Below are 23,713 nucleotides of genomic sequence, written 5' to 3'. Positions count from 1 at the left end.
GTCCTGTTTTTTCCACGGTTGATTATAAAGAGATGGATCCAGGTCCAGCGAATGCAAGAACCAATGCAGCCGCAATAATCAGCAGATTGTATTCAAATCCGCCTTTTCCATTCCAATACCCGTTTTTTCCGTGGACCGTTGCAATCGCGACGATCATCGTTAAAATAATCAATGCTGCCCCAATTCCGGTCCATAATCCAAGTACGAGCAGCAATCCTCCAAGCAGTTCAGATGCCCCCGCTCCAAATGCCGTAAGTTTTCCCGGCTTCATGCCTAACGACTCCATCCATTGAGCCGTTCCATTTAGTCCATACCCTCCGAACCATCCAAAAAGCTTTTGGCTTCCATAAGCCATAAAGGTAACTCCGATTACAAGACGTAAAATAAGCAGTGCATAATCCATAATGATTCCTCCTAATTAGTTTGAAATAAAGTATCTTGAATTAAAGATAATACATTCTCAACAGTGAGTCAATCATTTATTTTTAATTCGAGATATTTTTATATTTTCCAATATATTCTTTTCTCATATATAATGCAGTTAGTCCACATAGTAAGGAGATATTCCATGCACCTCATTACAGAGAGAGTTCTGATCATTTCTGTTTTCCTGCTGATTATAACTATGGTTGAAACACTTGCATATTCTGCAAGGATTTCAGGCGCCCGAGTGAAATTGATTGCGACAGCACTTTCATTATTTAGCACGATGGTCCTCGTCTCACGGTTTTCTGTCATGATCCAGCAGCCTATGACAGCAAAGCTGATTACAGATGCTGCACGCTTTGAGAACAACATGCAGATTATTGAAGAACAGTACAGAATTTTAATTGCCGTAACAACGGTTGGAGTTCTTCTGGGAATCTTTTTGTTTCCTACCTTTATTGCTCTCTTTTCAAGAGCGATTATCCAGTTATCCAAGGAACGCGGTTCTATCGTTTCTCTATTGGCGAAGAACTTTAATCGAAACGTATTCAGAAAAATGATTAGCTGCTTTCATTTTCCGAGATGGTCTTATTTAAAAGGCATTACATTAAAGACCATACCAAAACGTATTTTTGTAATGAACGTACTTATTTCAGCGGTATTCACAGTCGGAGTTTTATCTTCCATTTATGCTTCCGAGCTGGTTCCTGAAAAATATTCACAGGCAGCCCTTATGTCATCAGGAATTATCAACGGTGTGGCAACCATCCTTCTCACTCTTTTTATTGACCCTAAGGCTTCAGTCCTTGCAGATCGTGTCTCGAAGAAACAGGAAGGCTATATTTATTTAAAAAGTTATTCCCTAACCATGGTCAGTTCAAAGCTAATCGGTACGGTTGCTGCACAGGCATTTCTTTTGCCTGCAGCATGGTATGTCGCATGGTTTGCTAAGTGGATTTAAGCAAAGAACCCGCCAAAGTTGGCGGGTTCTTTATGCAGTGATCAGCGGGGAGGCGTGTTTGGAATAAATGAGGGTCAAAGAATGGAGCGCCCGTGTGCAGCCTACATATAAAAGCTTCGCATCGGAAGCGGTCTGCTGATAATTTTCAGCATCTGCATCCACAATCAGCACAGCATCAAACTCCAGTCCTTTCGTTAAATAGACTGGAATGATGGAAATTCCGCCTTGATATCCTTCCTGGCCTTCACGGACAAGATGAACATCCACTCCATTCTCGTGCAATTTAGTAAAGAATTCTTCTCCATCTCTAGCCGTTCGGCAAACAATGGCAAGACTGCTTGCACTAGCTGCTTTTCGCTCAGCAATCCAATTCTTTATAAAAGCGATTGGGTCATCTTCCTGTGTCACAGTCACCCCTTCACCGGTCCTAAAGACCGGTTTTGCCAGTACAGCAGGCTTATAGGCAGCTGAGAGTACTCGATTGGCAAACTCTATGATTTCCATTGTGGTTCTGTAGCTTCTTTCCAATTCTCTGCATGCGAGCTTTCCATTTGAAAATACCGGCATGATTTCCTCCCATGCATTGATACCAACGTTGCTGTGAATGCCCTGTGAAAGGTCACCGAGAATCGTAAAAGAATTTTTTAGTGATAGCTTTTGAAGCACGGCAATCTGGTAAGGAGAAAAATCCTGCGCTTCGTCAATGACGATGTGGTGATAGCGCTCTCCTTTTTCAAGGCCATTCAGCGTCAAATGAATATGCATAAGCGGAGCTAAGTCCTCATGGGCAGCTTCTTTTTTCTTTAGATTCTTGAAGGTTTGCTGCACGATCTCATCTGATAACCGTTCACGTACAGACTCGGCAGATAGAAGCTGCCTATAAACTGCAAGAACATCGAGCTCGGGCCAGGTTTTCATGTAAGCGCGAAATCTCTGCCCTGCCTTCGTCTTCATTTCTTTCTGAACTTTTTTCTCCCAAATTTTATCCAGTTCTTTGCTTATCCACTGTTTGATTTTAGCGGAGATCAGTTCCCTTATTTTTACGGCAGGATATTCCCGGAAATCTTCTATATACCATTTTTGAATCACTTTCTGTTTCAGGACCATGCCATTCCAAGGCTCAAAGTCCTTTTGGGGCATGCCGTTTCTTATAAAAAGCTGAAGGGCTTCATCAATGGCATTCATATAATCCAGTGACCCCTTCACCCTTCCAGGCTCTGCGCTTCCGCTCTCCGTTCTTTTTAATCCCGGTTCAAACCACTGCTGCCAATCAGCCGGTTTCTCCTTTAAACGTCCCCCTAGTTTAAGAAGAGCCCATTTTGAAAAGGTGGTTTGCTGAATATCTCCGACTCCCAGTTCTGGCAGAACGTTTGATATATAATCCAAAAACATTGCGTTGGGAGCGAAAATAATCATTTGCTCTGCCAGCATCTTTTCCCTGTACTCATATAAAAGAAAGGCGAGGCGATGAAGGGCCACCGTCGTTTTCCCGCTCCCGGCGACTCCTTGAATAATAAGGGCGGTATCTCGTGATGCCCGGATCATATCATTCTGCTCAGCCTGAATGGTTGAAACGATGTCCCTCAACCTGTTATCCTTTCGATCCCCCAGTCTGTAAAGGAGAAATTCATCAGCAGCACCAGCATTTTCTTTCCCCTGTTCATATGTATCGACGACCCGTTGAAGATTCCTATCACGTATGACGAGGTTTCTCTTTAGGAAGATATCTCCTTCAATCATTCCTTCAGGGGCCATATACCAGACCTCATCTTCCCCGCCGGTAAATGAATAAAATAGACTCGCGACAGGGGCCCGCCAGTCAATAATCATCGCCTCTCCGCTCTCCCCTTCTGAAACACCGGCCTTGCCGATGTAAAGCGGAGCTGCTTCTTCCTGTCCCGCTTCTTTAAAATCCAGCCGGCCAAAATAAGGTTCTTTTTCTGCGATGGCTAAATTTTCACGATTCCGTTCCCTCGAATCCTCCAGTGCCTGCTCCGTTAAATCATCACCTCTGTACCTCGGAACAGAATGTAAACGGATAAGCTGGCGATCGATCTCGGCAGCAAATTTTTTGAGCTGCTGCGACTCGAACTGAAAGGCACTTTGAACATTTTTTTCCATGAGTCAGTTACCTCCTCCTATGAGATTGCACGCCTGAATATTCAGATAGAGAATGATTTTACCATAATGAACCAGGCAATACCAGTCATATAATGAACTAATATTCAAGAGAGGCTGATGACTATGCACCCCTCAAAAATTGTTCTGCTGCGTCATGCGGAAGAACCGAATGAGCCCAATCATCATAACCTGTCCCCTGAGGGTTGGATTCGGGCCAAACTGCTTTGCCCATTACTTATATTCCTGTATCAGCATATAGCGGGCGTATATGCTGCCGGAATAGGACCTGATGATCAAAGCAAAAGAAAAATCCAAACCATCATTCCTCTTATCAAGTATCAGCTCAATGAAGGCAATGGCGGAACAGCTATTAATACGGTCCGCTTATCTTTTGAAACGAAGCCCACGGCGAATAAAATTCTTACAAACGGCCTTTACCATAAAAAGGTTGTGATAGTTTGCTGGTCGCATAAAAAATTGCCCGAATTGGCCAGAGAATTGAATGCAAAACTCGTTCCTGAAAAATGGCCCGAAGACCGTTATGATGTGCTATGGGAGATAGATGGCCACACAGGGAAATTAAAACAAATTCCCCAGCTGCTCATGCCCGGGGATTCTTTGCATGGAATTGGGGAGTGATACGTTTTCTTTAGAAAAAAATATAACCTGCTCCGTCACGCCCCGAAAAATCAGGTTACGCCGGCAGCAGGTTTGTTAGAGGCTATCTAACATTTGCGCTACACCGTGTTCATCATTTGTACCGCAAATGGTGTCACATATGTTCTTAATTTCGATTCTTGCATTACCCATTGCAAAGCCTATTCCAGCCGCTCTTATCATTGATTCATCGTTCATGCTGTCTCCTATTGCTGCTGTTTCGGCGAGCGGGATTGCCATTCTTTCAGCAAGCTTTGCCATAGCAATTCCTTTTGATGCTTTTTCATGTTCAAGCTCGAAATTATGATTGGCTGACGTTACAATCGTCAATGCTTCTCTATCTTTGAATTCGTTCCAGCCTGTTTTTCTTTTTTCTTCATCAAAAGAAAAGGCAAGTATGTTATAGATTTCCGCCCCTCCAGGAATGTCCTTAAAGGATTCAATAAATGAGAATCCGGATTGGCTGTATTGCTTGGATGCAGCTTGCTGCAAATCCTGAATGGATACTTCGGGATTTGAACTGCTGATCCGGTCCATTTCGATTTGAAGCAGCTCACGCCCTCTTTGAGGTGTATAGATGAAATGGCTGCTGAAAACTTCAAAATAAAAATCATTTTCCTCAAGCCAAGCCAGTATTCCATCGGCCTCTTCCCTATCTATTGGAACAGAATGAAACAGGGTTCCATCAGGATCGTGAATGGTAGCACCGTTAGCTGCTATTATCCAAGGATTAAGACCGGTTCCGTTAAAAATTTTTGCACATCAAAATGCGCCCTCCCAGTAGCAATTACGACCTGAATGCCTCTCTCTTCCGCCTTTTTAATAGCAGATAAGTTTTCCTCACTGATTCGGTTTCTGCTGTTCAAGAGGGTTCCATCCAAATCAATGGCTGCGAGCTTAATCATCCTGTTTCCTCCGTATCTGCTATTAATAATTCTACATGGTTTTTTTCTAAAACGGCCATCATGTTCTCAGAAAGTTCTCTATCCGTGATAACAATATCAATTTCTGACAGATCGGCGAACTTAAAAAAGTCTGTGATTTCCATTTTAGAGTGGTCCGCTAAAATGATTACCTGTTCTGCCTGCTTCAGCATTCTTCTTTTAACCATTCCATCCTCTTCATGTGCGATAGTCAAGCCATGTGCGGAGATTCCTACAAGACCTATAAATGCCTTTTCCACGTGATAGTTCGCCAATTTATCCAGCACAGCAGATCCGTATAAAAACCCGTGTTCCTTTTGCAGTTCTCCTCCAAGAAGATGGATTTGAATTCCTCTTTTTCCAGCAAGGATTCCTGCCTGGTGAATCGAGTTTGTAATGACGGTGCAATCCTCCTCAGACAGAGATTCCGCACAGGCCTGAACAGTAGTTGAAGAATCAAGTATGACCCGGTCTCCAGGCAAAATGAGTGAAGCTGCTTTTTCACCGATCCGCTTTTTTTCAGCCGATACATGATTTAAACGATTGGTGTAGTCTTTAATTTTGTGGTGAGCTGATGGCAGAATAGCTCCACCGCGAGTCCGAATTACCGCCTTAATTTCTTCGAGCTTAACTAAGTCTCTTCTGGCGGTATCCCTTGATACATGAAATATAGAACAGATTTGCTCAACAGAAATCCTTTTTTCTATTTTCAAATAATTTATGATCGCCTCAAGGCGCTCTTCTTGATACATCAATATCCGCCTTTGTAAGTAATAATAAGTAATACATAAGTTATTATAAGCAATAAACTTATTTGATGCAACCATACAAAAAACTTTTTCGCTTTACATATTTTTTCTCATTTAAGGGTATTGATTTGCAAGAAGGAAAATATTGCGAGGAGAGCTGACAAATGAGAGAGACAACGATCCAGGTTAAAGAGCCGCTGAATGAAGAGAGAATTCAAATGATTGAATCACGTTTGGCTCAAACCGAAGGGATTGAGAGGGCATTAGTGGATATTGTCTCGGGAAGCATTTGGATTTCGTACAATGAAATGCAAATAGCTCCAGAATTGATTATGAAGGCTTTGAGTGAGCACGGTATGCAATCAGAAGAAATCCAAAACGCGTAAAAGCTCGGCCGGTTCGAACCCGGCCGAGCTTTTTTGTTACCTCAATTCAAGATAGTGGAGACTGAACAGCCGTTTTTCATCTGTCCAGAATTTCTGCGCCGTAAAACCGCTCTTTGATGCAAGGTTATGAAAATCCTCCACTTCATACTTATATGAGTTTTCAGTATGGATCGTTTCTCCTTTTTGAATTGCAATTTCTTCAGATTGAATGGTCACTTTCTGATCTTTCTGGCTAATAATATGCATTTCCATTCTGCCTTTTGCTTCATTGTAAAAAGCGTGATGGCGGTATGCTTCCAAATCGAAATCAGCACTAAGCTCACGGTTCATTCTTTTCAGTATATTCAGATTAAACTCCGCTGTAATACCTCTGGCATCATTATAGGCCGCATTTAATATACGTATGTCTTTTTTCAAATCTACCCCTATTAGAAAGCCGTCCCCTTTTTCAAGCATGGCTGCCACCGTATCGAAAAAAGCGCCTGCCTCGTGCGGTTCAAAATTTCCGATTGTCGATCCAGGGAAAAAGGCGGCTTTTTTCCGGCAATTCAGTTCAGGCAAAGTCATGGGAGCCGTATAATCCCCTGCGACTGCATGAATGTGAAGGGACGGATAATCGTGTCCCAGCTTCAAACTCGATGCATAAAGGAATTCCTTTGAGATATCTATCGGCACATAGACAGTTAAATCTTTAAGTGCCTGCAGCAGAATTTGAATTTTACGGCTGCTGCCGCTACCGAACTCTATGAGTGCAGCTTCCGGCCCAATCAGTAAAGCTAATTCATGCTTCACTCTTTCCAAAATGGCAATTTCCGTTCTGGTAGGGTAGTATTCAGTCAGATTCGTAATCTCCTCAAATAACTCAGAGCCTCTTTCATCGTAAAGAAATTTCGCCGGCAAGGTTTTCGGCTCTCGCTTTAACCCCTTTAATACCTCTGTTAAAAAACTGGATTGTACAGCTCCATGGTCCGTAAATTGAATAGCATGTCTCACTGTTGTCATTCCGCATCCTCTGCAAGACGGAAACCGCTGAACTGCCATCGTTTCTCAGGCTGAAAGAAATTCCGGTAAGATGAACGGATATGCGAGGAAGAGGTTGCGCAAGAGCCTCCGCGCAGGACCATCTGGTTGCACATGAATTTGGCGTTGTATTCCCCCAGTGCCCCCTCGAGCGGTTTGCTTCCCGGATAAGGCGTATAGGCACTTGCTGTCCACTCCCATACATCTCCATACGCCTGATAGAATTTGCCGTTCCTGCTATTAGCAGGACGCGGATGAAAGTTGCGGCTTTCAACAAAATTCCCTTCACACACAGTGCTTTCCAAAGCATGTTCCCATTCCGCTTCTGTTGGAAGGCGCTTTCCTGCCCACCTGGCATAAGCATCCGCCTCATAGAAACTCACATGGCATACCGGCTCGTCGAGTCCGATTTTTTTCTGTCCGCTAAGTGTGAATGTATTCCATCCGTCCTCTGCCTTAAACCAATACATTGGAGCGTTCCAGCCCTCTTTTTTTATGTGAGTCCAGCCGTCGGAGAGCCAATATTCAGGCTTTTCATAGCCACCCCCCTCTATGAATTTCACATACTCGCCATTGGTAACCGGATGGGAGGCAAGGGAAAATGGTTCTAGATAGACCTTATGTCTTGGAGATTCATTATCAAAACAAAAATCTCTTCCGCTGTGCCCGATTTCAGCCAGCCCGCCATCTATTGGAATCATTGCAAATTCACGGCTATTTATGCCGGAAGGTTCAGAAGCCTCGGAGTAGACAGGGAGCAGCGGGTTTTGGGCAAAATTGTATTTAATATCCGTCAGCAGCAGCTCCTGATGCTGCTGTTCGTGCTGCAGACCGATTTCCAGCAAATCCAGAACAAGCTCTGCTTTGCTTTCAGGCAGATCGTTAAAAAGCTTCTCTATATGTGCGTTCACGTAATTCCGGTAAGAAAAGACCTCTTTCGCTGTGGGCCTTGTCAGTAAACCCCTCTGGTTACGGGGGTGGAACGGTCCGATCGTCTCATAATAGGAATTAAACAAATAATCAAACTGAGGATTCAGCTCCTCATACCCTGCCAAATGATCTTTAAGAATAAAGCGCTCAAAGAACCAGGTAGTATGGGCAAGATGCCATTTCGGAGGGCTCGCATCCGCCATACCCTGAACAACAAAGTCTTCGATTTCAAGCGGCTCTGTTAATTGTTCCGATAAGTACCGCACTTCCTTAAAACGCTTTAGCAATTGTTTTTGATCATTTTGAAGAAGCATGATTTTCCTCCCCGAATATGGACGGACCAATTCCGTTCAAATATAAAATCAATAGCTATACTCATAATCTGACTTTTACCCGGAATAAAGAAGACAAAACCACGTGATGCTTTTCAGGTATTATTTTTAGTATAGACTAAGCCTGAATGAAGAAAAGTAAATATTTTGTTAATTCTTAACAATGGAAAGTTAACAAAAAAAGACAGCGCGCACGCTGTCTTTCTATTTAACTGAGAATGTCCATTTCGTTTCAGCATGGTATTTATCGCCTTTTTTAAGAATAATGGGCGGAAATGAATCGTGGTGTACGGCATCCGGCGGAACTTGCGTTTCAAGACAGACAGCCATATGCTTTTGTGCAGTTTTCCCTTCTTGAAGGACAATGTCATCTCCCATGGAATTGCTTGTATATATGATGACAGCCGGCTGATCCGTTTCCGCTTTTAGAAGTCGGCCGCTCTTTTCTTCATAAAGGACCATCTGCTTCCCTTCATCAAGCAAGAACGGATGATCATAGCCTCCGCCAGCAATTTTTATTTGTTCGTGATCGGAGAATATACCATCTTTCAGTTTCCTGCCTTGCCGGAAATCAAAGACCGTTCCTCCTGCTTCAAGCTCTCTCCCTGTAGGCAATGATTCGTCATCGAGCTCCAGGTAGCGGCTGCTTGGAAGTGTCAGCAAATGTTCTGCTATCGAATCTTTGACGGAACCGCTCAAATTGAAATAGGTGTGATTCGTCATGTTCAGTACAGTATCCCGATCCGCTTTTCCCTCGTACTTCAAGATTAATTCGTTCTTATCTGTTAGCCTGTATGTTACTTTCACCTCCAGATTCCCTGGAAACCCTTCCTCACCATCCGGACTGAAGTAAGTAAATGCAACTGCAGCATCTTGCTCATATTCAATTGCATTTGAAGACCAAATCCTGTGACTGAATCCTTTTTCCCCCCATGAAGGTGATTGCCTTCCTGGTTCGCAGTTACCTGATAAGTGTTTTTATTTAAAGGCAAATGCCCTTTTCCGATTCTTCCTCCGACACGGCCAACGACCGCTCCAAAGTAAGGAACTCTATTTATGTAATCTTCAAGCCTGCGGCATCCGAGTACGATATTATCAAGTGTTCCATCCCTGTCAGGAGTTACAATTCTCGTTATCGCGCAGCCATATTCTATGCATTCAACCTCGACTCCATTATTGTTTCTCATTATGTAGCCATAAACATCCTGTCCGGCCAATTGTCCAAATACCTTTTTTTCTACCTTCATACTCTACTCCTTTCAGCCTTTCTCTACTCTTCAAATTGAGCATAATCCTATTGCTGAAAGTTGTAAAGCTTCACTGCAGGAAGCTTTTGGCATATTTTTTCAGCTGATCAGGATTACAAGATGAATAAAAGGGAAAAGGACAAGAGTCAAATAACATATAAACAGGAGTGTGAAGAATGAGAGCAGTTACTTATCAAGGCAGTGAGAAGATAGAAGTAAAACAGGTGGAGGATCCAAGGATTCAAGAAAACAGCGATATGATTGTTAAGATTACTTCTACGGCAATTTGCGGATCAGATCTTCACCTCTATCAAGGAAATATGCCCATAAATAAGGATTACGTTATTGGCCATGAACCGATGGGAATCGTTGAAGAGGTAGGTTCCGAGGTTACGAAGGTCAAAAAAGGCGACCGGGTAGTGATCCCCTTTAATATCGGCTGCGGAACTTGCTTCTACTGCAGCAACCAGATGGAAAGCCAATGCGACAACTCCAATCCTCTTGGTGATCAGGGAGGACTATTCGGATTCACTGAAATGTTTGGAGGTCATCCTGGAGGACAGGCCGAATATCTGCGTGTACCTTATGCAGATTTCACATCCTTTGTAGTGCCGGAGTCTTGCGAACGTGAAGATGAAGATCTTCTTTTTATGTCTGATGTTCTTCCCACAGCATACTGGAGTGTAGAAAATGCAGGCGTTAAAGCCGGAGACACAGTAATTGTTCTCGGCTGCGGTCCCGTCGGACTTATGGCACAAAAATTTGCAGCGATGGCTGGAGCGGAGCGGGTAATTGCGGTTGATCAGCTTGATTACCGTTTAAATAAAGCGAAGAAGATGAATTCAGTTGAAACATTTGATTTTACGAGCACGGAAGATGCCGGTTCCTATCTGCACGAGTTTACCAAAGGCGGAGCGGATGTTGTAATCGACTGTGTAGGAATGGACGGAAGAATGACAGCTATGGAAAAAGTCGGACAGAAACTGAAGCTGCATGGCGGGAGCCTTGGTCCGATCCGGATTGCTTCAGAAGCAGTCCGTAAGTTCGGTACCATTCAGCTGACTGGGGTATACGGTTCATCCTATAACGATTTTCCGCTTGGAGATATTTTCTCCAGAAATATTACAGTTAAAACAGGACAGGCACCAGTTATTCACTATATGCCAAGGCTGTTTGACATGATTCAGTCCAATCAGATTGTTCCTTCCGAAATTGTCTCCCACAAGATCTCGCTGGACGAGGCTTCTCATGCATATAATATTTTCAATGATCATGAGGATGAGTGTGTAAAGGTTGTATTAAAACCATAAAAACAGGGCGATCCTCATCTGGATCGCCCTGTTTTTATTAGAAGACTGAAAAGCAGATAGCCAAAAACTCCACCTGCTGTATTAAGAAGCAGGTCATCCACATCAAATACACCGAGGGCTAATGATAGCTGAATGATTTCCAAAGCGAGACTGAATAAAAAAGAAAGCAAAAGCATAAACCAAATATTTCTTAATTTTTTCACCATAACCGGCATGAGCAAACCAAACGGAATGAATCCGGCCAGATTACCTAAAAGATTGGGAATGCTTAATCCAGGTCTGCTATGCGCCACCAACATATACCTCTTTACGGTCGCAAAAGGCATCATATTACTGTAAGCAAAATTCTGTTTTATCAAATCTCCGCTCAAAGCTGCAAAATGTTCCGGAGACTCATACAGTGTGACGTGTTTGAATAATACCAGTTTGAGCAAAAATGCGAGATATATAATCAATGTTCCTGCTGCAACTGTTTTTAGCTGTTTTTTCACCATTATCATCATTCCATCTTTCATTGACAAAACTTTTCTTCATGACTACATTACTTCCCTTATTCCTTCTTCTAATAACCCTATTTTTGATTTCCAGACTAACTGTATCAAATTCTTATGTAAAATGATACCCGTTACCGGGCGGAACAACCTATTTGGAACAGAGAAAAATCAGCTTCCACAACATTCCATTGAAAACCACCCCCATAAATCGACATAATTAATAGAAGCCATATATAAGTCTAGAATTCTATAAAGAATGGGTGAAAACATGTTTTCTAACACTGAAATCGGGATTGATCTTGGAACTGCCAATATATTGGTTTACACAAAAAACAAAGGGATTATATTAAACGAACCGTCCGTAGTAGCAATTGATACGGAAACAAAAACCGTGCTCGCTGTCGGTGCTGAAGCGAAAAGCATGATTGGAAAAACACCAGGTAAAATTGTTGCGATCCGCCCGCTTAAAGATGGGGTTATTGCTGACTATGATGTAACCACTGAGATGCTAAAACAAATTATGAAAAAAGCCAGTAAGCAGCTTGGGTTTTCCATCAGAAAACCGAGTGTCGTCGTATGTACACCTTCAGGATCTACATCAGTTGAACGCCGCGCTATCCATGATGCTGTTAAAAACTGCGGTGCGAAGCATGTGCATTTGATTGAGGAACCTGTAGCCGCAGCCATCGGAGCCGACCTGCCTGTAGCAGAACCGGTAGCGAACGTAGTGGTGGACATCGGCGGCGGGACGACGGAAGTTGCCATCATTTCCTTTGGAGGCGTTGTTTCCTGCCACTCCATTCGTATCGGCGGAGACCAGCTTGACGAGGATATTGTTACATATGTCCGGAAAAAATATAACCTTCTTGTTGGGGAACGGACAGCTGAACAAATTAAAATAGAAATTGGATACGCACTTGTTGATCACGAAGAATTAACAATGGATGTGCGCGGACGGGATTTAGTAACCGGACTGCCTAAAACCATCCAGCTTCGTTCCAATGAAATTCAGCAGGCGATGAAAGAGTCCCTGTCTCATATTCTAGAAGCCATCCGTGCGACATTAGAAGATTGCCCGCCGGAACTCAGCGGGGATATTGTAGACCGCGGAGTGATTCTTACAGGCGGAGGAGCGCTGCTGAACGGCATGCAGGACTGGCTGAGCCAAGAGATTGTTGTGCCTGTCCATCTGGCACCAAATCCGCTTGAATCAGTCGCAATCGGGACCGGACGCTCTCTCGGTGTCATTCACAAGCTTCAAAAAGCAGCTAAATAACAAACTTGTTTCTGAAAAAGCCTGGAGCTCCAGGCTTTTTTTAGGCTCATTTTAAAAAACAGTTATTTACAAATAGGTTCTGATCATTAATTGAAGCGACTGCTGGAGCAGCTGGACAGTTGAGAACACCAGACGCTCAGCGCTCAGGAGACTAACCATATACCTAAGTAAAGCTTTACAATCCCTTTAGTGGAAATGCCGCCGAAACTATCATATGAAAGGAAAGTTTCCCAAACCGGCTTTTTCAAAAATTATTAATTTCTTGATTTTCTTTAGGATTCCAAGTTTGAGAGAGGTTGTTTAGAGGTTTCGAAAAAGGGATTAAATCAAATAAGAAAACGACCTGGAGGAACTATTTTTGGCAAAAATGATGATGAGTGATGAGCTATTTAAAAAAACGCTGGATTCTACCCATGTTGGAATATCCGTAACCGATCCTTCCCTTCCGGATAATCCCCTCGTTTATGTAAATCAGGGATTTGTAGAAATGACAGGGTATTCCCATCAGGATGTCCTGGGAAAAAACTGCCGCTTTCTTCAAGGGAAGAATACAAGCTTTGAAACAGTTGGTATGATTAAAAAAGCACTGAAAGACCATAAGCCCATCCTTATTGAAATCGTTAATTATAGGAAAGACGGATCCGCCTTTTGGAATGAATTACATATCGAGCCTGCCTTTGTAGAAAGTGAGCAAAAAACATATTTTATTGGTATTCAAAAGAACGTAACAAAGCAAAAGGAATACCTTGAAAGAATTACTGAGCTTTCTACTCCAATTGTTCCCATTAGTGATAAGCTCTCCGTCCTTCCATTGATCGGAGAGCTTAGCAACAAAAGATCCGAAGAAGTATTGAACGCCGTTTCTTCTTATGCCTCCGAGGCTGAGGATCATGCAATCATTGTGGATCTGTCAGGACTGGTAAAAGTAGAGAAAGATGAGGTTGCAAGCCTGCTCAAGCTTTATAATGTACTAAATATGATGGGAACGGAATTGATTTTGACAGGTGTAACTCCTTTGCTCATTATGGAGACTAGCACTGATTTAATCGGGCAGCTATCCAGTATTCGAACGTATATGAATGTGAAACAGGCAATTAATGCCCTTAATTAAAACAGCCCCCTGCTGAATCAAGCGGGGGCTGTTCTTCCTATTGTTCAATAACAGTCAATCCGTTCATCTCGTTGCCGGAAGTTTCCTTTCCATTTACGGTAATTACTTTATAGCCGGTTCCCTTAATCATTAAGGTCGCACTTCGCATGATTGTTTTAGATGGAAGGACGATCGTCAGTTTTTCTCCTGCAGCCAGTACCTTTACAGGCAGCTCCTGGCAGCTTTTCACCTTACCTTTATCTAGTGCAATCCTTCCTGCGAAAAGACCGCCCTCATCTGTCTCCGGGTTAGCAAACAAACAGGCTGCACCGCCCTCATCCGCTATTTGTATAACATGATCGTCAGCCCATTTTGCGCTGAATTCCATCTCTCCTGCACCAAAAACATTAACAAAGTGTGCTTTCTCGCCTTTTTGGCGCTGAAAGAGAACGGGATAGGTTTTTTCAGGCTCTGAAGAAGGTCCTGGACCCATTGCCGATGCGACTTCCTTCAATCCTGTTCCAAGCGAAATCATTCCCAGCGTTTTATTGCCAAGCTTCCATTTTGTTTGAAAGGAATCCTGCACGAAAGCGCTTTTTGGATTCTTAAGAAATTGATATCCATTCTGTGCTCCGAGAGGGGAATGACGTTCCGAGAGATTCAGATTGGATGAGAAATCACCAAGACCGTGGAACACCCAATCATATTGCCTGATTGCACCAGGACTTGACGCTTCCATCCAGTCCACTGCATAGCGGTCCCACATCAATACCGTTCTTTTCACTTCCACACCAGGGTATGCTTCACCGCCTTCAGCCTTCATCACCTGCAAACTCTTGCCTAATGCAAAATGTTCAAGCTTCCCCTCTGCTGCTCTCTGTGAGGTTCCATCCACAGTCAGTGTATTATGGCTGACTGTTTGCTTATACCAGCCTGTATAAAGGACATGGCCATAGCTTGGGGTTCCAAAATCAGGCGCAAATGCTTCTCCTTCTGCAAACAAATCAATATGGAGCTTATCAGGGTGCCCGTGTGACCCTCCATAAGGACCATAGTCCATGAGGGCATACACGCTGCCGGTCCGCAGTAAGCTTTGGCCTGCCCCTTCGAAATTCCTGCTCTTCCATTCATAAGAACCATTGTCCGGAATGACTGGGAGGCCTTTAAAAAGCGCATATTCTCCTTCACGAGGGATTTGCTTGTATTTCGTATCCAGCAGCCAGGCAAAACTAGGAGTCTTGTATGCTGAATATGCCGGTTCATAATCAAAATTCCCTTTTTTTGTGACCGGATCCATCAGCGAGCTTCCATATATTCCGCCATCATTATTAAAAGGGAGGCCAAAATTCGGGTACGCATAATCTAAAGGAACTTCATACATTTTTTTAAGTTCAGGACTGCTATATAAATCATATCCCCAGTTTTTAGCCCCATCTGCCAGATGCTGCAGGGCCCTCAATGCATACAAATGATAGGCCATGGACCCTTCCCACCAAAATCCGTCCGAAAGAACACTCTCCTTCATCAAATAATGAAATCCATGTTCCCCGTTGATGGCAAATTCCATGTACTCCCGGTCTCCAAGAACAAATCCGACCATGCCTACAGCAGCATTATGCCACGCCTGCCAGTTGGATCGTCCCATATCATATTCACTGATGGCAACAGCTGATGGACGGAGCATATTCAACTCGATATTCGCTTTATCCCGATCTGAAAATAATCCGCTGTCATAAAGCAGATCATACGTGTAAGCGAGGTCGACCATGCTTACCGATTCATCAAGAGTTTGCCAAAAAAGCCTTCCTCCCCTTGCCTGCTTTGCATAATTCGGATAATAGTTTGCGTAATTGATTAGCAGATCTGCGGCTTTTCTGCCATACCTCATATCACTGCTCAGTTTGTACGCTGACGCCAGCGTGCGGGCTGCTTTGATGACTTCATTGTGGCGGTAATAACGCCAGCCTGCATCATAAGAATCCCCTGTATAATATTTATCTTCTGAAGGACAGTAGTGTTTATTGGGACTCGCCGGGTCATATTGAAGGGGCGAGCTGTCATCACACAGGAACCACATTCCATGGCCTCCTGCCTGGTCCAGAACATCCAGGTTCGATAGGAGAAGCTGATCGGCGGACTTGATCAATTTTTTATAGTAATCTGCGGCCCACGGTTCTTCGGCCGTCCTTCTCTTCGCTTCTGATAGCTCATTAGCATTTATAAAAGATTTCGGCCTTGAATGGCTGACTGCCTTCCACTGAACCGGCTTCCATTTCAGCTTTACTTGAAAGCTTGCCCCAAGCTTTAACCGGGACAATATCGATATTGTCATGGTCTGTTCCTCTCCTGCCTGTGTTTCCTTAGGCCATTTCCATTGAACGGCCAGAATTTTGGATTTTCCCGGCTGCAGCTCCCCGGATTTCTCACTTACAGTAACATCATTAGAAAACTCTTCAGGTATACTGACATCAAAATGGTCCGTCTCATCAGCTTTATTTAATAGTGTCACGAAATACGTTTGTTCTGTTCCGGGAACCCCTTCTTTTGCGATGATTTTAGGAGAAACCTGAAACGATTCTCTTACAAGCTTCATATCATCAAAATATACAACTGTCTCCGGATCCGGCGTCTGATCGCTGTACCAGTAGGAGTGAAATGTCAGTTTTTTCACTGTATGAAGCCCAAGCGGCTGTCTGGATGGAGTAAAGTCTTTTAAATTGATGGAAACCAGCTTCCATCCTGTCCAGTCAATTTTCAGGCCTGTAAGAAAATAATCAAATCCTTCTGTAGCCGGATCATCCGAGTCCAATATTGGATAAATCATGGTGCCGGTTGCTTTTTCAGAATACATCCAAAAATCAAGCTTGTCATAGCGCGACCAGTCCTTTGGGATGGCTGTAGACTGAACCGCTTTTTTTGAGGGCATCTGATCCCATTTACCGCTGAAAAGTCCCTCTTTCACGTATTTGCTGTTCTCAGTAATCGATGTCCATTTCTTCGAATCTTCAAAACCGTCTATTGGCAGAATATCAGATTCTTTTGTATAGTCCAGTGTCATTTGATCCAGGATTAAACGGGTGTCTGGATTAGGGGTTTCCCCGTACCAGGAAGCATGGAGTCTAAGCTGATCAATTTTATTAAAACCGGCTGGCGTATATCCTGCCCGGAAGGAATAGTAGGGCAGCCTGACTTTCTGCCATCCCTGCCATGTAATTTGAATAGAGGTGATATAGTAGTCAAGCTGTGCGGTAGCAGAATTATCTGAGTAGAGTACTACGTAGATTCGATCGTTTGTTGCTTTTTCGGAGTGGATCCAAAGATTTAAAGAATTATAGGAGGACCAGTCATTAGGAATGGAATTTGTCTCAATGGCTTTTGTCATATTTCCGCTGTTTCTATCCGTGATCATCCATTTTCCGGCATAACTGCCTTCATGAATGGTTTCCGTTTCCTCCACCAGCCCCTTCCATTCGGTTATAGCCTCAAAGTCCTGAATGACAAGCTGCTCTTCTTCTCTATTTTCTTCAGCAGGCGGATCATCAGCTTTTGCATAGTAAGGACAACTCAGCATCAATAGCATCAAAGACAGTAAAATCATTATTCCCCTCTTGATTACCATCCATTTCCCCCGGTTAAAGCCCGCTCACATGCTCTTATACTGGCAGGAAGCAAGTGAAACCATTTCCATGAAAATGAGCCAAACCGTATTTTTAAGCGCTTCCATTTCTCTTTTTTTAATGCTCTGTTAAACTTAGCTGTTGATTTCCGATGCAGGCATTCGCTTATCCTTGGGCGGGCGGTGAGCCTCCTCCTGGCTTCGCCACTGCGGGGTCTCACCTGTCCCGCTGCTCCCGCAGTCTCACGCCTTCCGCTCCAATCAACAGGTGTTAATAAATCAACATAATGCTTTAACACAGCCTATTTTAAAAGAAGCAGCTGTCAGGCAGCTGCTCTTACCAATACAAGTTCCAGTTTTTTTTCAGGCGGACGAGGCCTTCCATATAATAATAGTCGCCCCACAAGTTGCCTTCATCCACTCCAAGATGCTCAGGTTTTGCATATACTCCATGCAATAAGAGTGCATTTGACTCCGGATGGTTCTTCGTTGAATAGCCTGCATATAAATCTCTCAGCATCACGGAAGCAGCCTGACTATAATAGCTTCTCAGTTCCTGATTCCCTGTATGCTTCGCAAGTTCATCCAGTCCGCAGGCAGCGATGGCCGTTGATGAGCTGTCCTTTTCCTCACCGCTTCCATCTGTAAAGGCAAGGTCCCAATATACAATACCGTCAGCCGGTGTCCGGTTCAAAAAATAGTGGGCAAGCTTTTCGGTCATTTCCAGGAATTCAGGATTTTTTGTATAGATAAAGCTTAACGGAAACCCATAAATTCCCCAAGCCTGCCCCCGGGCCCAGCAGGAATCATCCCGGTACCCCTGATGTGTTTTTCCGTATTTCGCTTCTCCTGTCTCAGGATCAAAGAAATAGGTGTGGTACGTAGATGCATCTTCCCTTACAATCCACTTATAAGCATTCTGTGCATGCTTTTCCGCAGCCGCTTTGTAACGAGCCTCTCCCGTAACCTCTGCCGCCCAATAAAGCAAGGGCAGATTCATGAGACAATCAATAATAATCCGGCCCCTTTGTTTTGGATCATTCAAGTCTCCCCATGCCTGGATAATACCTGCATTTTCAAAATAACGCGTCATTAAGTGGTCGGCGGCCAATAGAGCGGCCTTCTTCGCCGTTTCATTTCCAGTTAGCTTATACCCGCTTACACAGGAAAGAGTATACAGAAACCCCAGGTCATGATGGCCGCAGTCAGATTTATTAACGATTCGGTCATAAAAACTTTCAACATGAACTTCAGCTGCTTTCCGGTACTTCTTATCCCCGGTTATTTCATAGGCAAGCCAGATCATCCCTGTCCAGAAGCTCGTAGTCCAGCCATGGTTCCCTCCTCTAGTCTGGCCGGTTTTTTCAGGCTTGCGTGCGTAATACAGGCCCTCGATTGTCGTGTCATCAGGGAAAATATAAGTAAACGGCTCAAGGTTAGCACTGATTTTTTCTAAAGCATGTTCCAAAGCCTTATCAACGAAATCAGGTGAAACATCTAAAGCTTTGTACCGGTTTATTTTTATTCCTTCATTGACCACACTCACGAATTAGTTCCCCCCTATCGCAAATCACTCATCTTGACCTGTTCCATGTCATCAAATGTATAATTTTCACCAGCCATTGCCCAAATAAATGTGTAATTGCTCGTGCCGATTCCTGAATGAATTGACCAGCTTGGAGAAATAACAGACTGCTCATTTTTCACTACTAAATGTCTTGTTTCAGATGGCTCGCCCATAAAGTGAAAAACGCGGGTGTCCGGTTCCATATCAAAATATAAATATACTTCGGAGCGGCGATCGTGGATATGTGCAGGCATTGTATTCCACATGCAATTCGGTGCAAGGAGCGTCATTCCCATCATCAGCTGCGAGCTTTGCACGCCTTCCGCATGAATATACTTGTAGATCGTCCGTTTATTGGAGTTTTTTTCATCACCCAAATGGACAGGAGCTGCTTCATTGATCCCAATTTTAACCGTCGGATATTCTTGATGCGCCAGGGCAGATAAAATATAAAAACGGGCAGGATTCTTCTGATCTTCACTTGAGAGCACCACTTCATTTTTTCCGAGCCCCACATAAAGACAGTCTTTTTGATCTAGATGATATTCTTCTCCATCCACTTTAATGGAACCCGGTCCGCCGATGTTAATGATTCCGGCCTCTCTTCTTTCAAAAAATGCCTTTGTCTTAATATCAGGCTCAATCAGAGTCAAAGGCTCCCTCACAGGCACAGCTCCGCCAATCAGCATCCTGTCTTCATGGGTATATGTGAGCTTCAGCTGATCGTTTTCAAACAGCGACTCAATTAAAAAAGCATTTCTTAGCTCTTCCGTCGTATACCTTATCGTTTCTTCCTTGCTTGCACAATGTCTCGTTTCCATTTTTTCCTCTCCCTGCTTTTTAAAAGTTAAGCCATCCACCGTCAACCGCAAGTATGTGACCGCTTACATAATTGGATGCATCCGATGCCAGAAAAACAGCCGGCCCCTTTAAATCTTCAGGCAAACCCCATCTTCCTGCCGGAATTCTTGATTGGATAAAAGCGCTGCGCTCCTCATCCTGCCTAAGTGCTTCTGTATTGTCTGTTTCCATATAACCCGGGGCAATCGCATTTACGCAGATTCCCTTTCCTGCCCACTCGTTTGAGAGTGCTTTGGTCAACCCTGCTACCGCATGCTTGCTTGCTGTATAAGCAGGTACACGGATCCCGCCCTGAAAGGAAAGCATAGAGGCAATATTAATGATTTTCCCTGAACCCCGCTCCAGCATATGCCGCCCTGCTTCTGAGCACAGCTGAAACACCGCATCCATGTTCAAATTGATGACCGCTCTCCAGTCCTCCATTGAGTAATCAACTGCAGGGGCACGCCGGATTATGCCGGAATTATTGACAAGAATGTCAATTCTCCCGTTTTCCCGAATAGCATCCTTAATCAAATTGGTTCGCTGATTTTCTTCTGAAAAATCCGCTTTAATTCCCAAAAATGATCTTCCCAAACTCTCAATCTCTTCTTGCACATTGGACATATCGCTGATCCCTGCGCCGATTATATCGGCACCTGCTTCCGCCAATCCAAGAGCCATTCCCCTGCCAAGACCGCGGCTTGCCCCTGTCACAAGAGCCACCTTTCCATGAAGCGAAAATTGTGACAAAAAAATCCCTCCACTTCCCATTCGTGTTCATATTTGTATCTTTATGTTCGTTTTCATTAGTTTAGCACACTGGGAAAAATAGGGATAGTAGGTTTTGGAAGTTTTTGAGATTTTAGATAAAATTATAAATCGAGCAAGCGAATTTGAGAGAATTATTGAATTACCGGAGATTTCGGTTCCATTAAGGGTGCTGTTGATTGTATTAATCCTGCTTTTAATTGAATCCCTGATTTCCCGGGATTCCTCTAGCTTAGCCAACAGCATAAGTGACCGATATTCCCCGTTTTTCCAATTCCTTTTTCCAGCGCTCTGTTAAATCTGCATTCGTTACCACTTCATCAATGTCCTGAAAACCGGCATATTGAATAAGAGCCGTTTGTCCAAATTTTGTATGATCCGTTACGAGCGTCACGTGATCTGCCATGGAGATGATGGTTTTTTTATATTCAGCCTGAAAGTGGCTGAACACAGTGAGACCGTTCACAAAATCTGCCGCTGTCGTTCCAAGAAAGAGTTTTTTCACTTTCATTTTTTGAAGTGCTTCCTGAGCAATGGGACCGTATAAGCCGGATGAAGCCGGAATTCTTCCTCCCCCCGGCATGATCAGCTGAACTTTTTCTGCTCCTAATAGAGTGTGCGCAATTTTAATATCGTTTGTTATGACCGTTATTTTGCGGTGAATAAGGAGCTTGGCAAGCTCAAGCATCGTGCTCCCCCCATCCAAAAAAACAGTATCCTCTTCTTCTATCCTTTCAGCTGCTGCTTTAGCTGCCTGCTTTTTTTCATGCAGGAAGCTAGCCTGCCTTTTCTCGACAGGCAGCATCCCTGTACTTTCAGGTAAAATAGCTCCCCCGTAAATACGTTTGAGCAATCCTTTATTCTCAAGCACAATGAGATCCTGCCGGACGGTTTTTTCCGTTACGTTCAGGCTGATGCTCAGTTCTGTTACCTTCACTATTTTCTCTTTTTCAAGGGTTTGAATGATTTTTTCATGACGTTCTACAAAATGCATGGCCTTTTCGCCCTTTCTCTATCATCTTTCTGCCCTTCGTCCAATAAATATGGTTAGAAGGGGGTATGTGTATGTACGTACAGTGGCTGTTTCTAATTATGGTCATCTATTCTGCCGCCGCCATCGTACTTTATATGATAAACAAAACTGTCTACTCTTCCCTGCTGCAGGCTTTAAGAAAATGGCTGTACGCATTATTTTTGGTGTTTCTTTCAGGGTGTTTTTTTTATAATGTTCTTTCATTTCAGGATTGGCCTCTTATTCTTCAGCTGGCAGCCGCTGCTGTCTTTATTGATCTTAGCATTTTTCAAACTCCCAATATCCAAAAGATCGGTTCGGCTGAGTTCAAGCATAGTGAATGGATTGAACAGACCATCCAGCATAACGAGCGGACTCTGGAATATATGAGGAAAAAATCAACTGCGTTTTCGCTCATTATACAGGAGGAAGAGGACTTGATGCCAAAGGAATCTTCACTGCAAAGCTTTGAAGAATATGAGAAATCCGTAACCGCATACGTGGAAATTTACACGGATCAGTTTGATTTTCATGTAAAACTTTATTATCTGGGCGGGGATGATGATTATCATTTTACCCAAAGCATTCACCAGGTGCTGGGACGTCTGGAAACCATTTTTAATATTTCCATCAACGATAAACAGCACGTTTCAGATCAGCTGAAACAGGCCCGGGTCCATTCATTTAATGAAGAAACGGTGGCCGTCATCCCCATATACGGACACTACTCGTATCTGCTTATCCTCTCAGCCAGAGAAAATTCAATCATGGAAATAGACACCCTGCATGTCATCAATTTAGTGAAGATACTGGAGTGGCGGACGCAATCGAAGAAGAGTGAACCTGGAAGTCAAATGGCGGAGTAAGCTTTATTTTGATAAGGTATTTCAGGTTATGCTGAGAAACATCCAGCTTAAATTTTTAATTTTGAACACCCAGATGACATTTCCGCCTGTAAAAAAGGACAGCTCCCATTGGCAGGGCTGTCCTTTCTGTTATTATACCCACCACATATCAGCAGGTTTTTCTTCAATTAGTACAGATTGGAGATTGGTTACGGCACGTTTGAAGCCTTCTTGGATACTCATGATCGGGTCTTCGTGTTCGATGCTGACAACGTAATCATATCCGTATGTGACCAGTGTGCTGATCATGCGGCCCCATTCATCATTGCTATGGCCGCACCCGACAGAACGGAATGACCAGGCTCTTGAACGGACTTCACCGTAAGGCTGCATGTCAGTTAAGCCGTACATGTTGACATTTTCCGGGTCAATATGAGTGTCTTTTGCATGGAAATGGTGAATGGCGTTCTCTTTAGCAAGAATTTTAATCGCTGCTACAGGATCAATTCCCTGCCACCACAGATGGCTTGGATCCAGGTTTGCGCCAATCGCATCACATGTTTTTTCACGAAGCTTGAGCAGTGTGTAAGGTGTATGAACCAGGAAGCCGCCATGAAGCTCAAGACCAATTTTCACATTATGCTCTTTAGCCAGTTCCCCAACCTCTTTCCAATAAGGAACAAGCTTATTTTCCCACTGCCAAGTCAAAACATCTCCATATTCATTTGGCCATGGAGTAACGGGCCAGTTCGGGTATTTTGCGTCTTCGGATTCACCTGCAGTTCCGGAAAAGCAGTTCACAACCGGGACCTCGAGAAGAGAAGCAAGCTTGATTGTTTTTCGAAGGGTTTCATCCGATTCTGCTGCGAAAGCACGGTCAGGAGAAATCGGATTGCCGTGGCAGCTGAAAGCACTGATGCTCAGTCCGCGGCTATCTACTTTTTCTTTATACTGCTTTCTTGCTTCTTCGCTGGACAAAAGCTCATCCAAATTGCAGTGAGCATTTCCCGGATAGCAGCCAGTACCGATTTCGACCGCATGCAGACCAGCTGCTTGAACGGTATCAAGCATTTGCTCGAATTCCATATCGGAAAATAAAACAGTGAATACGCCTAGTTTCATGTCTCCCACTCCTTTTAT

21 protein-coding genes and 1 pseudogene are annotated in these 23,713 nt (G+C 43.7%); 7 read left to right on the top strand and 15 right to left on the bottom strand.

The window, feature by feature from the left end:
• Positions 1–22: 22 nt before the first annotated feature.
• A complete protein-coding gene (locus J9317_RS08195) occupies positions 23–406 on the bottom strand; it encodes a DoxX family protein (protein ID WP_211562218.1) in 384 nt (127 codons plus the stop codon).
• A gap of 162 nt (positions 407–568) precedes the next feature.
• Between J9317_RS08195 and J9317_RS08190 the strand changes: the two genes are divergently transcribed.
• Positions 569–1,387, top strand: a complete 819-nt coding sequence (locus J9317_RS08190) for a lipid II flippase Amj family protein (RefSeq protein WP_211557769.1) — start codon at positions 569–571, stop codon at positions 1,385–1,387.
• 30 nt (positions 1,388–1,417) lie between these two features.
• On the opposite strand, the gene J9317_RS08185 is transcribed toward J9317_RS08190, so the two are convergent.
• Positions 1,418–3,508 carry a HelD family protein gene (locus tag J9317_RS08185; RefSeq protein WP_211557766.1) on the bottom strand — a complete coding sequence of 697 codons (2,091 nt, stop codon included), beginning with the start codon at positions 3,506–3,508 and terminating at the stop codon, positions 1,418–1,420.
• A gap of 123 nt (positions 3,509–3,631) precedes the next feature.
• On the opposite strand from J9317_RS08185, the gene J9317_RS08180 reads away from it, so the two are divergent.
• Complete coding sequence (locus tag J9317_RS08180) at positions 3,632–4,147, top strand: hypothetical protein (RefSeq protein ID WP_211557764.1); 516 nt, start codon at positions 3,632–3,634, stop codon at positions 4,145–4,147.
• A 75-nt stretch (positions 4,148–4,222) separates the two neighbouring features.
• Here the strand turns inward: J9317_RS08180 and J9317_RS08175 are convergent.
• Positions 4,223–5,067, bottom strand: a pseudogene (locus J9317_RS08175) (Cof-type HAD-IIB family hydrolase).
• On the bottom strand, positions 5,067–5,840 hold the full coding sequence (locus J9317_RS08170) for a DeoR/GlpR family DNA-binding transcription regulator (protein WP_211557762.1): 774 nt from the start codon (positions 5,838–5,840) through the stop codon (positions 5,067–5,069). Before J9317_RS08170 ends, J9317_RS08175 begins: the two are co-directional and overlap by 1 nt.
• Positions 5,841–6,001: 161 nt before the next feature.
• Between J9317_RS08170 and J9317_RS08165 the strand changes: the two genes are divergently transcribed.
• Positions 6,002–6,223: a hypothetical protein gene (locus tag J9317_RS08165; protein ID WP_211557759.1), complete on the top strand. Its 222-nt coding sequence runs from the start codon at positions 6,002–6,004 to the stop codon at positions 6,221–6,223.
• Between the two features lie 36 nt (positions 6,224–6,259).
• Here the strand turns inward: J9317_RS08165 and egtD are convergent, their stop codons facing one another.
• From egtD to J9317_RS20820, 4 genes are all read right to left on the bottom strand, one after another.
• Positions 6,260–7,225, bottom strand: coding sequence for an L-histidine N(alpha)-methyltransferase (gene egtD / locus J9317_RS08160; RefSeq protein WP_211557758.1), 966 nt, complete (start codon positions 7,223–7,225; stop codon positions 6,260–6,262).
• Entirely contained in the window at positions 7,222–8,487 is a 1,266-nt protein-coding gene (egtB, locus tag J9317_RS08155; protein WP_211557757.1) for an ergothioneine biosynthesis protein EgtB, read from the bottom strand. The genes egtD and egtB overlap by 4 nt, the downstream gene beginning before the upstream one ends.
• A gap of 222 nt (positions 8,488–8,709) precedes the next feature.
• Positions 8,710–9,393: an aldose epimerase family protein gene (locus J9317_RS08150; RefSeq protein WP_347880552.1), complete on the bottom strand. Its 684-nt coding sequence runs from the start codon at positions 9,391–9,393 to the stop codon at positions 8,710–8,712.
• Entirely contained in the window at positions 9,309–9,752 is a 444-nt protein-coding gene (locus tag J9317_RS20820) for an aldose epimerase family protein (protein WP_347880514.1), read from the bottom strand. The genes J9317_RS08150 and J9317_RS20820 overlap by 85 nt, the downstream gene beginning before the upstream one ends.
• A gap of 176 nt (positions 9,753–9,928) precedes the next feature.
• On the opposite strand from J9317_RS20820, the gene J9317_RS08145 reads away from it, so the two are divergent.
• A complete protein-coding gene (locus J9317_RS08145) occupies positions 9,929–11,062 on the top strand; it encodes a zinc-dependent alcohol dehydrogenase (RefSeq protein ID WP_211557753.1) in 1,134 nt (377 codons plus the stop codon).
• A 14-nt stretch (positions 11,063–11,076) separates the two neighbouring features.
• On the opposite strand, the gene J9317_RS08140 is transcribed toward J9317_RS08145, so the two are convergent.
• Positions 11,077–11,577, bottom strand: a complete 501-nt coding sequence (locus J9317_RS08140; protein WP_211557751.1) for a VanZ family protein — start codon at positions 11,575–11,577, stop codon at positions 11,077–11,079.
• A gap of 247 nt (positions 11,578–11,824) precedes the next feature.
• Here J9317_RS08140 and mreBH point away from each other — a divergent pair, with 247 nt between their 5' ends.
• Complete coding sequence (gene mreBH / locus J9317_RS08135; protein ID WP_211557749.1) at positions 11,825–12,832, top strand: rod-share determining protein MreBH; 1,008 nt, start codon at positions 11,825–11,827, stop codon at positions 12,830–12,832.
• Positions 12,833–13,199: 367 nt separating this feature from the next.
• Positions 13,200–13,943 (top strand): YtvA family blue-light photoreceptor, encoded by a 744-nt coding sequence (gene ytvA / locus J9317_RS08130; RefSeq protein WP_211562217.1) that lies wholly within the window; start codon positions 13,200–13,202, stop codon positions 13,941–13,943.
• 37 nt (positions 13,944–13,980) lie between these two features.
• Here ytvA and J9317_RS08125 read toward each other — a convergent pair whose 3' ends face one another.
• The 5 genes from J9317_RS08125 to J9317_RS08105 form a co-directional block, all read right to left on the bottom strand.
• Entirely contained in the window at positions 13,981–17,520 is a 3,540-nt protein-coding gene (locus J9317_RS08125; RefSeq protein WP_211557747.1) for a heparinase II/III domain-containing protein, read from the bottom strand.
• 355 nt (positions 17,521–17,875) lie between these two features.
• Complete coding sequence (locus J9317_RS08120; protein ID WP_211557739.1) at positions 17,876–19,084, bottom strand: glycoside hydrolase family 88 protein; 1,209 nt, start codon at positions 19,082–19,084, stop codon at positions 17,876–17,878.
• Positions 19,085–19,098: 14 nt separating this feature from the next.
• The gene (kduI, locus tag J9317_RS08115) at positions 19,099–19,926 is read right to left on the bottom strand and encodes a 5-dehydro-4-deoxy-D-glucuronate isomerase (protein WP_211557737.1); all 828 of its coding nucleotides are present in this window, start codon (positions 19,924–19,926) and stop codon (positions 19,099–19,101) included.
• A gap of 19 nt (positions 19,927–19,945) precedes the next feature.
• Positions 19,946–20,698 carry a 2-dehydro-3-deoxy-D-gluconate 5-dehydrogenase KduD gene (gene kduD / locus J9317_RS08110; protein ID WP_284143267.1) on the bottom strand — a complete coding sequence of 251 codons (753 nt, stop codon included), beginning with the start codon at positions 20,696–20,698 and terminating at the stop codon, positions 19,946–19,948.
• Positions 20,699–20,948: 250 nt separating this feature from the next.
• Positions 20,949–21,710 (bottom strand): DeoR/GlpR family DNA-binding transcription regulator, encoded by a 762-nt coding sequence (locus J9317_RS08105; protein ID WP_211557734.1) that lies wholly within the window; start codon positions 21,708–21,710, stop codon positions 20,949–20,951.
• Between the two features lie 71 nt (positions 21,711–21,781).
• On the opposite strand from J9317_RS08105, the gene J9317_RS08100 reads away from it, so the two are divergent.
• Entirely contained in the window at positions 21,782–22,594 is an 813-nt protein-coding gene (locus J9317_RS08100; protein WP_211557728.1) for a type II toxin-antitoxin system SpoIISA family toxin, read from the top strand.
• A 132-nt stretch (positions 22,595–22,726) separates the two neighbouring features.
• On the opposite strand, the gene J9317_RS08095 is transcribed toward J9317_RS08100, so the two are convergent.
• On the bottom strand, positions 22,727–23,695 hold the full coding sequence (locus tag J9317_RS08095; RefSeq protein WP_211557726.1) for a sugar phosphate isomerase/epimerase family protein: 969 nt from the start codon (positions 23,693–23,695) through the stop codon (positions 22,727–22,729).
• Positions 23,696–23,713 lie beyond the last annotated feature (18 nt).

It is taken from the genome of Metabacillus flavus (assembly GCF_018283675.1).
Lineage (GTDB): Bacteria > Bacillota > Bacilli > Bacillales > Bacillaceae > Metabacillus_B > Metabacillus_B flavus.
Note: the sequence above shows the minus strand (reverse complement) of the source record. Positions and strands in the feature narration are given on the sequence as shown.

Bases quoted from the DNA above. Each gene is read 5' to 3' on its own strand.
- egtB (WP_211557757.1), bottom strand. From the start codon at position 8,487: ATGCTTCTTCAAAATGATCAAAAACAATTGCTAAAGCGTTTTAAGGAA.
- J9317_RS08185 (WP_211557766.1), bottom strand. From the start codon at position 3,508: ATGGAAAAAAATGTTCAAAGTGCCTTTCAGTTCGAGTCGCAGCAGCTC.
- J9317_RS08105 (WP_211557734.1), bottom strand. From the start codon at position 21,710: ATGCATTTTGTAGAACGTCATGAAAAAATCATTCAAACCCTTGAAAAA.
- egtD (WP_211557758.1), bottom strand. From the start codon at position 7,225: ATGACAACAGTGAGACATGCTATTCAATTTACGGACCATGGAGCTGTA.
- ytvA (WP_211562217.1), top strand. From the start codon at position 13,200: ATGATGATGAGTGATGAGCTATTTAAAAAAACGCTGGATTCTACCCAT.
- J9317_RS08100 (WP_211557728.1), top strand. From the start codon at position 21,782: ATGTACGTACAGTGGCTGTTTCTAATTATGGTCATCTATTCTGCCGCC.
- J9317_RS08180 (WP_211557764.1), top strand. From the start codon at position 3,632: ATGCACCCCTCAAAAATTGTTCTGCTGCGTCATGCGGAAGAACCGAAT.
- J9317_RS20820 (WP_347880514.1), bottom strand. From the start codon at position 9,752: ATGAAGGTAGAAAAAAAGGTATTTGGACAATTGGCCGGACAGGATGTT.
- J9317_RS08095 (WP_211557726.1), bottom strand. From the start codon at position 23,695: ATGAAACTAGGCGTATTCACTGTTTTATTTTCCGATATGGAATTCGAG.
- J9317_RS08140 (WP_211557751.1), bottom strand. From the start codon at position 11,577: ATGAAAGATGGAATGATGATAATGGTGAAAAAACAGCTAAAAACAGTT.
- mreBH (WP_211557749.1), top strand. From the start codon at position 11,825: ATGTTTTCTAACACTGAAATCGGGATTGATCTTGGAACTGCCAATATA.
- J9317_RS08170 (WP_211557762.1), bottom strand. From the start codon at position 5,840: ATGTATCAAGAAGAGCGCCTTGAGGCGATCATAAATTATTTGAAAATA.
- J9317_RS08125 (WP_211557747.1), bottom strand. From the start codon at position 17,520: ATGATTTTACTGTCTTTGATGCTATTGATGCTGAGTTGTCCTTACTAT.
- J9317_RS08165 (WP_211557759.1), top strand. From the start codon at position 6,002: ATGAGAGAGACAACGATCCAGGTTAAAGAGCCGCTGAATGAAGAGAGA.
- J9317_RS08190 (WP_211557769.1), top strand. From the start codon at position 569: ATGCACCTCATTACAGAGAGAGTTCTGATCATTTCTGTTTTCCTGCTG.
- kduI (WP_211557737.1), bottom strand. From the start codon at position 19,926: ATGGAAACGAGACATTGTGCAAGCAAGGAAGAAACGATAAGGTATACG.
- J9317_RS08145 (WP_211557753.1), top strand. From the start codon at position 9,929: ATGAGAGCAGTTACTTATCAAGGCAGTGAGAAGATAGAAGTAAAACAG.